The sequence below is a fragment of the Actinomycetota bacterium genome (assembly GCA_035540895.1).
Lineage (GTDB): Bacteria > Actinomycetota > JAICYB01 > JAICYB01 > JAICYB01 > DATLFR01.
In genome coordinates this window covers 1-12,518 of the sequence record DATLFR010000083.1, presented here as the reverse complement: position 1 = coordinate 12,518, position 12,518 = coordinate 1, and the positions used below count along the sequence as shown (strand labels likewise).

Here is a 12,518-nt window from a genome sequence, read left to right as displayed (position 1 = left end):
GGGCCCGGCCCACGGGGGGTTGCGGGCCGGGCCCCGCCTTTTCCCGGACCCTCCCGCGGCGCCATGATGGGAGCCGGTACGAGGTCAGGAGGGTGGCATGGGAGCTGCGGAGACCAACCCGGCACAGGTGTACGAGGACTTCTTCGTCCCAGGCATGTTCGCGCGGTGGGCGCCCATCCTCGTCGACCGCGCAGGGATCGGGGAGGGCGAGAGGGTGCTCGACGTGGCGTGCGGCACGGGGATCGTCGCGCGTGAGGCGGCGAAGAGGGTGGGGCCCTCCGGCGAGGTGGTCGGCGCCGACATCAGCCCGCACATGCTCCAGGTCGCGCAGGAGGTGGCCGCATCGTCTCCGGCCCCCATGAGGTGGGTGCAGACGGGGGCGGACTCGCTGCCGGACGGACCCTTCGACGCCGTGCTGTGCCAGCAGGGCCTCCAGTTCTTCCCCGACCGGGCGGCCGCGGCCGGGGAGATGCGCAGGGTCCTGGCTCCCGGCGGCCGGGCGGCCATCGCCGTCTGGTGCGGGCTGGACCGTCACGAGCTCTTCGACGCTCTCATACGCGCAGAGGCGAGGCACCTGGATGCGCCCCTCGAAGCGCTGGCCACCCCCTTCTCGTTCGGCGACCCGGACAGGCTGCGCGCCACGCTGACGGAGGCCGGCTTCTCCGACGTCGAGGTCGAGGAGGTCACCCACGGGGTGAGCTTCCCGTCGGCCACGCGCTGGGTCGGCATGACCATGATGGCCGCGGCGGCCGTGATGCCCGAGCTGCTCGAGATGCCCGACGACCAGCGCGCGGAGATCGTCGAGGCGCTCACCGCCGACATCTCCGACACGCTCGATCGGTACACCGTGGGCGACACGGTCGAGATGCCCCTGACCGCCAACCTGGCGCTGGCCCGGCCCTAGCGCGCCGGGCGCTCCAGGAACGCGAGCGGGAGCCCGGTCCCGCGCGCCGTCGCGATCCGGCCGCCCTGCACTGCCGGCTTCGGGTCCCCCACCTCACCGCCCGCGCCCCGGACCGCGGCCACCGTCGCGTCCAGGTCGGCCGTGCGCAGGGCGAGCCCCCACAGCTCCGGGGAGTCCGCGCCGTCGATCACCTCGAGGACGGGCCGTCCCGCCCGGAAGAAGACCATCTCCGGGCCGTCGGGTCCGTACGGGTGGGCCCGGCGCCTGGGTCGCAGGCCCAGCACCCGGTGGATCGCTAGCACCGCGGCGTCCAGGTCCGGGACCCGGTAGACCACGTGGTCCACGCGGTCCACGGCGTTGGGGTGGGGAGAGGGAGGTCCCTGAGGACGGCGACTGGTTCGGGTCGGGACGCCGAGGACCCCCGGGTCGTCCAGCAGCGCCTCGAACCCCCAAGCGACCGGACCGGCCGCGCGTTCGATCACCACGTCGCCGACCCGGACCGTCTCCCCGTCCACGAGGAAACCGAGTTGAGACCACTCCCGGCTCCCGGCGGGGACGCCGAGCCAGGTGAGCTCAGCCATGTGCCACCATTGGCGCGTGGACCACGTGGTCATCATGCAGCCGGAGCACCTCCAGGCGCGCGACGGGCGCCCCCGGGTCACGGTGGCCGTCGAGGCGCGCGACCGACCCGGCCCCGCCTTCAAGCAGGGCGTCTACCCCGACGACGTGGTCTGGATCCGCATGGGACCCCTGCTGGTGGCCCGCGCCACCGTGAAGATCGCCTGGAAGGGGGAGTACGCGTTCATCCGCGAGCTCCGCGACCGCACGAAGGGCAGCGAGCTGCAGCACGACGACGACTTCTGGCAGGGCAAGCCGAAGATCGGGTACGCCGTCGTGGCCACGCTCCAGAACGCCCGGTTCCTCCCGGAGCCGGCGCTCGCGGGCCCCCGCACGTACGGCTACGACTGGGTCGTCGTCGAGAACGACCGCAAGCGGGAGACGTGGCTGACGAAACGGCCTCCGGAGCCGAAGGACGCCCCTCTCGTCGAGAGGTTCAACGAGCTCGTCTCTAGCTGACCGGGGGACGCCGGTCCGCCCAGGGGGCGGCCTGCTCGAGCTGCGCGGAGACCCGGATCAAGGTCGCCTCGTCGAACGGACGCCCGACGACCTGCACCCCCACCGGGAGCCCGTGCTCGTCGGTGTGCAGGGGCAGCGAGACGGCCGGCTGCCCGGTCGTGTTCCAGGCCGCGTTGAACGGGACGAAGTTCACGGCTGAGAAGAACTCGACGAGCGGGTTGTCCGGGTCGCGGTACTGCCCGTGGGTCGGGGGCGGCGTCGCGCAGACCGGCGTGACGAGCACGTCGAAGTCATCGAAGAAGGAGACGACCCGTCGCACGTCCCGCTCGACCCGGTGCCACGCGAACCTGAAGTCGGGGGCGCTCGTCTCCCGTCCGAGCTCGACTAGCGCCGCGTTCACCGGGTCGAGGACCTCGGGGGGCGGCATGTCCTCACGCTCCTCGGCCCGGCCCACGTACCAGATGAGCAGGAAGTCGCGCAGCAGGTCGTCCGAGAACGCGGGCGACGCCTCCACGACCTCGTGACCCCGCTCCTCCAACAGCGCCACCGCGCGGTGCACCGCCTCCACGTTCCCGGGGGAGACCGGGACGTCGGCAGGGGGCGTGGTCGAGAAGGCGACGCGCAGACGTCCGGGGTCGGCTCCCACCTCCTCGGCGAACGGACGGGAGGGCGGGGGAGCCGTCCAGGCGTCTCCCGTCTCGTACCCGGCCAGGACGTCGAGGTACGCCGCCGCGTCGGCCACCGTGCGGGCCATCGGACCGTTCTGGGTGAGCAGGCTCGAGTGCTTCGGCGCGGCCGAGACTCGGCCGCGCGACGGCTTGATCCCGTAGACGCCGCAGGCGGACGAAGGGATCCTGATCGAGCCTCCGCCGTCCGACCCCTGGGCGATCGGACAGAGCCCGGCCGCCAACGCGCCCCCCGCGCCCCCGGACGACCCGCCGGTCGTGCGGTCGGTGTCCCAGGGGTTGCGCGCGGGTCCGTACGCCGGGGGCTCGGTCCAGGGGGTCGTCCCGAACTCGGGCGTGTTGGTCTTGCCGAGCATCACGAACCCGGCCCGCTTCGTCCGGGCCACGACTGCGTCGTCGTGGGCGGGGACGTAGCCGGAGTAGGCCGCGCACCCGAAGGTCGTGCGCACCCCGGCGGTCTCGTTGAGGTCCTTGATCGAGATGGGCACGCCCCAGAACGGAGGCAGGTCGCCCTCACCCAGGCGCGACTCCCGGTCGCGGGCGTCGGCCATCGCCTCATCGGCGCAGACGGTCAGGTAGGCATTCAGGCCCGGGTTGAGCTCCTCGATGCGCCGCAGGTACAGCTCGACCAGCTCGACCGGGGAGACCTCCTTCTCCCGGACGAGCCGGGCCTGGGTCAGGGCGGGGGCGAATGCCAGCTCGCGGTCGTCCATATGACCTCCTTCGGACTGCGCATACGGTACATCCGTGGACCGCACGCATATCCTGCCTGTCGGCTAACCCCCGACCCAACCCGGCCGAAGAGAGAGCGTGCGCCTGTTCACGAACCGTCCGCTGGCGGTCTCCCTGGTCGTCCTGGTCATCTCGCTCGGGACCCTCGGGAGCCGGGCAGCCGCTCCCGCCGCGCTGGAGGCGCGGCGAGTGGTCGCGGCTCCCGTTCCCACGCCCGCCCCGGAGCTGCCGGTGGCGGCGGCGGTGGCCGCGCCGGCGGACGGCCCGGTCTGGACACCCGTGCAGGCAGCCGCGGAGGCCGGACTCGCCGGACGCCAGGCCTGCCTGGTCGTACGGCGGGACGGCCGGACCGTGGCCGCCCACCAGCCGGACACCCCGCTGGCGACCGCCTCCACGCAGAAGCTGCTCGTGGCGGCGGCCGCGCTGCGCGCGCTCGGGCCGGAGCACCGGTTCACGACCACCGTCAGGGGGACGCCCGTGGTGGACGGCGCCGTCGACGACCTGTGGCTGGTCGGCGGGGGCGACCCCATGCTCGCCACCCCGGCTTACGCCGCCTACCTGCCCACGACCCCCAGGTGGCAGGACCATCCCCCCACCTCGCTCGCGGCGCTGGCCGACTCGATCGTCGCGGCCGGCGTGCGGCGCGTGAACGGGACGGTGCGGGCCGACGACACACGCCATGAGCTCGTCCGCACGGTCGAGGGGTGGAAGGCGTCCTACCTCGACGGGACGGTGAGCCCGATCAGCGCTCTCTCGGTGAACGGGGGGTGGAGCACCTGGACACCGCCGCGCACCTCGCTCGCGGATCCGCCCCTGGACACGGCCCGCATGTTCGTGAACCTCCTGCGCGAGCGCGGCGTGCATGTGACGGCGGAGCCCGTCATGGGTGCCGCTCCGCCCAACTCGGGCCTGGTGGCCGAGGTGCGTTCGGCGCCGCTGCGCGCGGTCCTGACGGGGGTCCTGAAGGCGAGCGACAACATGGCCACCGAGATGATCCTGCGGGAGGTCGGGTTGAGGGTCCACCGGTCCGCCACGACCGAGGCGGGCGCCCGTGCCGTCACCGATGTCCTGGGGGCGGCCGGGATCGACGTCGCGGGCCTGGGGTTGAGGGACGGGTCCGGGCTCCACCCCGGCAACCGGGCCACCTGCCGGACCCTCGCCGAGACGATCGACGCGGTCGGGGAGCTCGGCGGGATGCTGGCGGTCGCCGGCCGCAACGGCACGCTGAACCAGCGCTTCGTCGGCTCCCCCCTCGAGGGCCGCCTGACCGGCAAGACCGGGTGGATCGCCGGGGTGGTCGGGCTGGCCGGACGGTTCGACGACCGGACCACCTTCGCCATCCTGCAGAACGACGTCCCTTCGCTCCTGGACGGACGCACCGTCGAGGAGTCGCTCCTGCACGCGGTCGCCGGGTCCCTCCCGCCGTAGGGCGGTCCGGCCCCCCTCGTCGGATAGGCTGGTACGCCGACATCTCGCGGGGAGGACGGATGGAGACCAGGGAGCGCGTGGGTAAGCACCGGGGTGTGCCGGCCGAGGAGGCCATCCAGGACTTCAAGCTGGCCTGCATGTCGCGGTTCCTGGACGACCGGGAGATCACGCTCCACAAGCAGAGCAAGGTCTTCTTCCAGATCTCCGGGGCCGGTCACGAGTCGCTCTACCTGGGTCTGGCTCGCCACCTCGACCACACGAAGGACTGGTTCTTCCCCTACTACCGCGACCGCGCCCTCATGCTCGGGCTCGGGGTGTCGCCCGCGGACATCCTCCGCCAGGCGGTCGGCGCCGCCGACGACCCCGCCTCCGGCGGGCGCCAGATGCCCTGCCACTGGGGGTTCGCCGACCGCAACGTCGTCACCCAGTCGAGCGCCACCGCCTCCCAGGCGAACCCCGCCGTCGGGTGCGCAGAGGCGGGCCGCTACATAATCCGCCGGCCCGGGTTGAAGCACCTGAAGGCTCACCCCGACGAGGTCGTCTACATGTCGATCGGCGAGGGCGCCTGCGCGGAGGGGGAGTTCTGGGAGGCCGTCTCGTCGGCCGCGACCCTGCACCTCCCGGTGCTGTTCGTGGTCGCCGACAACGGCTACGCCATCTCGGTGCGATCCGACGACCAGTTCCCCGCGCCGATCTCCGAGATCGCCCGCGGGTTCCGGGGGCTGGCGGTCACGAAGATCGACGGCACCGACTACTTCGAGGTCCGCCGCAAGGGAGCGAAGGCGATCGCCCGGGTCCGGGCCGGTGAGGGTCCCGCGCTGATCCACGCCAGGGTGACCCGTCCCTACTCGCACTCCATGTCCGACGACCAGAAGAAGTACCGGACGCCGGCCGATCTCGAGGAGGAGGCGCTCAACGACCCGATCAACAAGCTCGAGAACGAGCTCGTCGGCTCGGGCGTGCTGACCGCCGAGGAGGCGGCCGCCATCCGCGAGGAGGCCAAGCAGATCGTGGCGGAGGCCGGCCGCGAGGCGCTGGAGGCCCCCCGTCCGGACCCGGCCACCGTGCTGCACCACCTCACGGACCCGCTCCCCCCCGAGATCACGGAGGGGGAGCCGGGCGGCGAGGGCGACCCGATCACGATGGGAGACGCCATCAACCGCACCCTGCACGACGAGATGGGGCGCGACGAGCGGATCCGGGTGTTCGGGGAGGACGTGGCGGACGCGTACGAGGACGTCCTGGCCGATGTGCGCGGCAAGGGAGGCGTCTTCGGCATCACGTTCGGGCTCCAGCGCAAGTACGGGATGGCCCGGGTGTTCAACACGCCTCTCGCGGAGGCCAACATCATCGGGCGGGCCGTCGGGCAGGGCGTGCGGGGCCTGCGGCCGTGTCCGGAGATCCAGTTCTTCGACTACATCTGGCCGGCGATGACCCAGATACGCACGGAGGCGGCGACCATCCGCTGGCGCTCCAACGGCGCCTTCAGCTCGCCGATGGTGATCCGCGTGGCGACCGGCGGCTACCTCCAGGGCGGGTCGATCTGGCACAGCCAGTGCGGGGAGTCGATCTTCGCCCACACCCCCGGGATCCACGTCTGCTTCCCGTCGCGGGCCCGCGACGCGGTCGGGCTGCTCCGCTACGCCTTCCGCCACGCGAACGACCCGGTCCTGTTCTGCGAGCACAAGCACCTGTACCGGCAGATGCACAACCGCGACCCCTACCCCGACGACGACTACGTGATCCCGTTCGGGAAGGGGACCTACGTCCAGCGCGGCGACGACGTCACGGTCGTCACCTACGGGGCAACCGTGTGGCGGTCAGCGCAGGCGGCGAAGGAGCTCGCGCGGGAGGACGTGTCGGTCGAGATCATCGATCTGCGCACGATCTCCCCCTGGGACAAGGAGATCGTGGCCGAGTCGATCCGCAAGACGAGCCGGGTGGTCGTCGTGCACGAGGACACGCAGACGGCTGGGTTCGGAGCCGAGATCGCCGCCTGGATCACCGAGAACCTGTTCTGGGACCTCGACGCCCCCGTGAAGCGGGTGACGGCCCTGGACACGTGGGTGGCCTACGAGCCCAAGCTCGAGGACGCGATCCTCCCGCAGGCGTCGGACATCGCCGCCGCCCTGCGCGAGATCGTCGAGATCTAGCTCAGTCGTCGAGCGGGGCGAAGCCCTGGCGGATCGTGTTCTCCGTCACGACCCGCGGCTCCACGAACTGCAGCAGGTAGTCGGGGCCCCCGGCCTTCGAGCCCACGCCCGACAGGCCGAACCCGCCGAAGGGCTGCCGCCCGACGAGGGCTCCCGTGATCGAGCGGTTGATGTACAGGTTCCCGGCCCGGAACGACTCGGTCGCGCGCCTGATGTTCACCGGCGAGCGCGAGAAGAGCCCGCCGGTCAGCGCGTACGGGCTGTCGTTGGCCAGGGCGAGGGCGTGGTCGAAGTCGTCGGCCCGCATGACGACGGCCAGGGGTCCGAAGATCTCCTCGGTGGCGGTCCGGCACCGGGGGTTGTCGGTGAGCATGAGCGTCGGTCCCGCGTACCAGCCGCCGTCCGGGACGTCATCGCGCGCGAGGACGACGTCCCCCTCCTTGTCCGCCAGCTCCCGGTACGTGCCGAACCTCTCGTACGCGTCCGCGTCGATGACGGGGCCGGTGACGGTGGACATCTCCGTGGCGTGTCCGACGGGTATCACCCGGGAGGCTCCCACGAGGCGGTCCACGAGCTCGTCGAAGACGGGTCCGATCCCGATGACCCGGGAGGCGGCCGAGCACTTCTGTCCGGCGTAGCCGAACGCGCTCGAGACGATGGCCGGCACGGCCTGGTCGAGGTCGGCGTCGGTGTCCACCAGCAGCGCGTTCTTGCCTCCCATCTCGGCGACCACGCGCTTCACGTGCTCCTGTCCGGGCCGGTGGATCGCCGCTCGCTCGACGATGCGCAGACCCACCGCCTTCGAGCCGGTGAAGTTGACGAACGACACGTCCGGGTGGTCGACGAGGTGCGCGCCGACCTCCTCCCCGATCCCGGGCAGGAAGGCGAGGACATCCGGGGGGCAGCCCGCGGCGTGGAGGATCTCGACGAGCTGCAGGGCGACGCCCGGGGTCTGCTCGGCCGGCTTGAACACCACGCAGTTGCCGGTAACCAGCGGCGCGGCGACCTGCCCGGTGGGGATCGCCAACGGGAAGTTCCAGGGGGAGATGACCGCTCCCACGCCCCGCGGCTGGTAGCGGTACGTGTTCGTCTCCCCGGGCAGCTGCAGGACGGGGACCCCCTCGGAGAGCTTGATCGCCTGCCTCCCGTAGTACTCGAGGAAGTCGATCGCCTCCGCGACGTCGCCGTCGGCCTCGGCCCAGGGCTTTCCGGCCTCGTAGCAGATGAGCGAGGCGAGCTCGAGGCGCCGGCGGCGCATCGTCGCCGCCGCGCGGAACATCACGCGTCCCCTCTCCCGGGCGGGTGTGCTCCGCCAGGCCGGGAACGCCTCCTTGGCGAGCTCGACGGCTCGGTCGGCCAGGTCGGTCCCGGCGCGCGCCGACGTGCAGACGAGCCGGCCGTGGTCGCCTGGGTCGACCGAGTCGATGCGGCCCGCGGTCCGGATCCGCTCGCCGCCGACGATCGCCGGCACCTCGAACCCGAGCCGGACACCGGCCACGGCCTCGCGCATCCGGTCGCGGACCGCCCCTCGGCGGAACTCGGCGGGCGGCTCGTTCACGAAGTCGGGTGCGGCGTCCGGGTCGGTGAGCCGGTCCAGCGGCTCCGGCGCGGGGAGGACGGGCAGGGGGCCCGGGTCGGGTGGGGCGATCAGCTGGTCGAGCGCCTTCCCCTCGGCGAACCGGTGCCGGATGAACGACTCGTTGGACGTGTTCTCGAGGAGGCGCCGGACGAGGTAGGCCATCCCGGGCACGAGCTCGCCGACCGGCGCGTAAACGCGGACGCGGAGCCCGAAGCGCCGCAGCGCAGCATGGACCGGCTCCGCCATGCCGTACAGGAGCTGCAGCTCGATGGCGGTGTCGTGCAGCCCGCGCGCCCGGGCGGCCGCGATCGCGTACGCGAGCGACCGGACGTTGTGGCTCGCGAACGCAGGACGCACCCGGCCGGCCCCGTCGAGCAGCGTCTCGACGCAGCGCTCGTAGTTGGCGTCCGTCTGGTCCTTCTCCTCGTAGACGGGGACCGGCCACCCCTCCGCCGTCGCGTGGATCGTCTCGTAGTCCCAGTAGGCGCCCTTCACGAGCCGGATCTGCAGCGGGGTGCGCAGGGTCCGTCCGGACCACTCGATCAACGAGGCCAGGTCGTCGTGGGAGTCTTTCAGGTAGGCCTGGACGACGCACCCGATCTGCGGTCCGTCCGGGTGGTCCTCGCCGATGCGCCGGACGAGCTCGAAGGTCAGGTCCTTCACGTCGTAGTGCTCCGTGTCGATATGGACGGTCGCGCCCGCCTCCCTGGCGCGTTCGAGCGTCGGCCGCAGCCGCCGGTAGGCGTCCTCTATCCCGCGGTCTCCCGTGAGGGGGGCGAAGAACGGTGAGAGCGCCGTGGCCTTCACGGACACGTTCACCCGAGGGACATCCCCCCACGGGTCGCGCTCGAGCTGCGGGTCGTCGGACCAGGAGGCGGTCCCCGCGACCAGCGCGTCCATCATCTCGAGGACGCGCTGCGCGTATCGCTCGCCCTCCGCGTCGGTGACCGTCTTCTCCCCGAGCAGGTCGACGGTGGAGGCCTCCCCGACCCGCCAGAGCCGCTCGAGCCGGGGGAGCGCCTCGGCGGGGGTGGACCCGGCGATGAACTGGTTCGCCATCCGCTCGATGTTGCGCCGCGCGATAGACGCGGTGATCCGCCGGCCGAACGGGACGTGCGCCGCTGCGTCGAGTCCGAACTCCAGGAGCGACGGCGCGTCGACCCCCTCGAAGTACTCCTCGAGGTGGCGGAGGACGTCGGCGTCGTCGCGGCAGGCGGGGAAGACGTCCACGAAGCGGAAGAGCTGCGTCTTGAAGGCGGGGTTGGCCATCGCCCAGTCGAGCATCCGCTCGGACGCCCACGACATCTTGAAGACGCGTGTGCGCTCCGAGGCTCCCGCCTGCGTGATGCGGCGGGCGAGCTCCTGGACCTCCCCCTCGAACGTGGACACCCGCCTAGATCCGCGCCCTCACCACTCGCGCGGCCACGGCTCCCAGCCCCAGCAGCAGCACCATCACGACCGCGAGCGGAGGACCCTCGCTGGCGAGCGAGCCGTCCCCGGTGTTCGCGGGCCGTGTCGGCGCGGCGGGGGAGGTGTCCTGCACGGTGACGGTGACCGTGTGAGCCGCGACCGGGTCGAGGACGCGGTGCGCGGAGTCTCCCAGGACGGCGGTGAGCGTGTGGCGTCCGGGCGGCAGGTCGATCGTCCGCCGGTCGTACGGCGCGCTCCCCAGGTGGACGTACCCCTCTCCCTGCGGGACCGGCTCTCCCGGCCGCGGCGCCTGCTGGTTCACGAGGATGTGGGCGTGCCCTTCGCCCGGACGGACCTCCGTCCCCCCGTCCACCGTCCGGAAGTTCTGCACCTGGACCCGGACCTCCACCTGCGGCCCCCGGACCGTCGCCCCGTCCCGCGGCGCCGTGATGCGCACCGACGGCGACCCCTGCGCGCCGACCGCGAGGGGCCACGCCGCCCCGACCACCACTCCGAGAGCCACCATCGCCCGCACCGCCGACCTCATGGACCCCTCCTCTCGCTGGACCTCCGGGTACCGTACACCCGCCGTCGCCCGGTTAGTGTTGGGAGCGGTGCCCGACCTGCCTGCCTTCCTCGAACAGCGCGTCTTCGCGATCCTGCGCGCGTCCGACGGCGCCCTGGTCGCCGACGCCATCGACGCCGTCGTGGGCGCGGGGATGCACACCGTGGAGGTCACGCTGACGACGCCCGGAGCCGAGCAGGCGATCTCGGAGGCGCGGCGCAGACACGGCGATCGGGTGCATGTGGGTGCGGGGACGGTGCTCGACGAGCGGGACGTCCGCCGCGCGGTGGACGCGGGAGCCGCCTTCTGCGTCTCCCCGATCGTGGACGTGGCGATGATCGAGGCGTGCGTGCGCGCGGGGGTGCCCGCCGTGCCGGGGACGGCCACCCCGACGGAGATGGTCGCCGCAACCCGCGCCGGCGCCACCGCCTGCAAGGTGTTCCCCTCCCGCCCGGACGGCCCGTCGTTCATCCGCCAGATCCTCGCCCCGCTCCCGGACCTCGTCCTCGTGCCCACCGGGGGGGTCGAGATCGGCGAGGTCCGCGCGTACCTGGACGCGGGGGCGGCCGCCGTGGGGCTGGGCTCCTCGCTCCTCGTGGACGCGCTGCGGACCGGCGATATGCGGGCGCTGGCCGACCGGGCGGCCGCGGTCCTCGGAGCCGTCAGGTGACGGCGCCCTCCGTCGTGACGTTCGGCGAGGCCATGGCTCTGCTCACCTCGGAGCAGGTCGGTCCGCTCCGCGCGGCCCGGACCTTCTCGCTGTCCGTGGCTGGAGCCGAGTCGAACGTGGCGGTCGGCCTGCGCCGGCTCGGGATCGCGTCGGCCTGGTGCGGGAGGCTGGGAGACGACGAGCTGGGCCGGATGATCGTGGAACGCCTGCGGGCGGAGCAGGTGGACGTCCGCGGTGTGACCTGGTCCCGCACGGAACCCACCGGTCTGATGCTCAAGGAGCGCCGGACCTCGGAGACGGTCCGCGTCGTCTACTACCGCAGGGGGAGCGCCGCGTCGCGGATCGAGGCCGGGCACCTGGACCCGGACCTGATCCGGTCGGCCGCCGTCCTGCACCTGACCGGGATCACGCCGGCCCTCAGCGAGAGGGCCGCGGCCGCCGTCTGGCTCGCCTGTGACATCGCCCGGAAGGCGGATGTCCTGATCAGCGTCGATGTGAACCACCGGTCCGCCCTGTGGGGGACAGACGAGGCGGTGCCCGTCCTGCGGGAGCTCGTCGGCCGAAGCGACATCGTCTTCGCGACCGCCGAGGAGGCGTCGATGATCCTGGGCAGCCAGGCCGAGCCGGATGCGCTCGCCGCCCGGCTGGTCGCGATGGGAGCCCAGGAGGCGGTCGTGAAGACAGGGGAGTCCGGTGCGGTCGCGCTCGCGGCCGGTCGCGTCTACGCGCAGGAGGCGCGGCGCGTGACGGTGGTCGACCCCGTCGGCGCGGGGGACGCGTTCGTCGCCGGATACCTCGCCGGGTGGCTCGAGGAGGCCGCGCCGGCGGACCGGCTCCGGCAGGCGGTGGATATGGGCAGCTACGCGGTCACGGTCCCGGGCGACTGCGACGGGCTCCCGACCAGGGAAGAGCTCGCCGCGTTCGGGGGCCCCGACATCCAACGCTGACCGTGGACCTGCTGGGCGGCTTCGCGCTCCTGGCCGGGGTCCTCACGCTCTCCGCGCTCGCCGCGGGCATCGTCGAACGCGCGCCGCTGTCCTTCCCGATGATCTTCCTTGGCCTGGGCTTCCTGCTCGGCCCTCGGGGCGTGGGGGCCCTGCAGGTCGAGCCCCACGACCCGGCCCTCGAGGTCGTGGCGACCGTCACGCTCGCGCTGGTGCTGTTCCTGGACGCGGTCAACCTCGAGACGGACCAGGCTCGCGGAGACCTCTGGGTGCCGGCGCTCGCGCTCGGACCCGGCACGATCGCCATCATCGGCCTGATCGCGTCGGGTGCCGTCCTGCTCCTGGGGTTCCCGGTGCTGCTCGCTCTGCT

General features: G+C 72.7%; 11 protein-coding genes. 7 read left to right on the top strand and 4 right to left on the bottom strand.

Annotated elements, in window-relative coordinates:
* Positions 1–97 precede the first annotated feature (97 nt).
* A complete protein-coding gene (locus tag VM840_04950; protein ID HVL80923.1) occupies positions 98–904 on the top strand; it encodes a methyltransferase domain-containing protein in 807 nt (268 codons plus the stop codon).
* Here the strand turns inward: VM840_04950 and VM840_04945 are convergent.
* A complete protein-coding gene (locus VM840_04945; GenBank protein HVL80922.1) occupies positions 901–1,485 on the bottom strand; it encodes a VOC family protein in 585 nt (194 codons plus the stop codon). The genes VM840_04950 and VM840_04945 overlap by 4 nt on opposite strands.
* A 16-nt stretch (positions 1,486–1,501) precedes the next feature.
* Between VM840_04945 and VM840_04940 the strand changes: the two genes are divergently transcribed.
* Positions 1,502–1,981, top strand: coding sequence for a hypothetical protein (locus tag VM840_04940; protein HVL80921.1), 480 nt, complete (start codon positions 1,502–1,504; stop codon positions 1,979–1,981).
* On the opposite strand, the gene VM840_04935 is transcribed toward VM840_04940, so the two are convergent.
* Positions 1,974–3,380: an amidase gene (locus tag VM840_04935; protein ID HVL80920.1), complete on the bottom strand. Its 1,407-nt coding sequence runs from the start codon at positions 3,378–3,380 to the stop codon at positions 1,974–1,976. The genes VM840_04940 and VM840_04935 overlap by 8 nt on opposite strands.
* Positions 3,381–3,477: 97 nt before the next feature.
* On the opposite strand from VM840_04935, the gene dacB reads away from it, so the two are divergent.
* Together dacB and VM840_04925 are read left to right on the top strand one after the other, a co-directional pair.
* Positions 3,478–4,827, top strand: a complete 1,350-nt coding sequence (gene dacB, locus VM840_04930) for a D-alanyl-D-alanine carboxypeptidase/D-alanyl-D-alanine-endopeptidase (protein ID HVL80919.1) — start codon at positions 3,478–3,480, stop codon at positions 4,825–4,827.
* A 59-nt stretch (positions 4,828–4,886) separates the two neighbouring features.
* Entirely contained in the window at positions 4,887–6,980 is a 2,094-nt protein-coding gene (locus VM840_04925; protein ID HVL80918.1) for a thiamine pyrophosphate-dependent enzyme, read from the top strand.
* 1 nt (position 6,981) lies between these two features.
* Here the strand turns inward: VM840_04925 and VM840_04920 are convergent, their stop codons facing one another.
* Both VM840_04920 and VM840_04915 read right to left on the bottom strand, forming a co-directional pair.
* Positions 6,982–9,948 carry a proline dehydrogenase family protein gene (locus tag VM840_04920; protein HVL80917.1) on the bottom strand — a complete coding sequence of 989 codons (2,967 nt, stop codon included), beginning with the start codon at positions 9,946–9,948 and terminating at the stop codon, positions 6,982–6,984.
* A gap of 4 nt (positions 9,949–9,952) precedes the next feature.
* The gene (locus VM840_04915) at positions 9,953–10,516 is read right to left on the bottom strand and encodes a DUF4399 domain-containing protein (protein HVL80916.1); all 564 of its coding nucleotides are present in this window, start codon (positions 10,514–10,516) and stop codon (positions 9,953–9,955) included.
* A 67-nt stretch (positions 10,517–10,583) separates the two neighbouring features.
* Here VM840_04915 and VM840_04910 point away from each other — a divergent pair, with 67 nt between their 5' ends.
* The 3 genes from VM840_04910 to VM840_04900 all read left to right on the top strand — a co-directional run.
* Complete coding sequence (locus VM840_04910) at positions 10,584–11,204, top strand: bifunctional 4-hydroxy-2-oxoglutarate aldolase/2-dehydro-3-deoxy-phosphogluconate aldolase (GenBank protein HVL80915.1); 621 nt, start codon at positions 10,584–10,586, stop codon at positions 11,202–11,204.
* Positions 11,201–12,151: a sugar kinase gene (locus VM840_04905; GenBank protein HVL80914.1), complete on the top strand. Its 951-nt coding sequence runs from the start codon at positions 11,201–11,203 to the stop codon at positions 12,149–12,151. The genes VM840_04910 and VM840_04905 overlap by 4 nt, the downstream gene beginning before the upstream one ends.
* A 2-nt stretch (positions 12,152–12,153) precedes the next feature.
* Positions 12,154–12,518: hypothetical protein (locus VM840_04900; protein HVL80913.1), on the top strand; the 365-nt coding region annotated here is incomplete at its 3' end.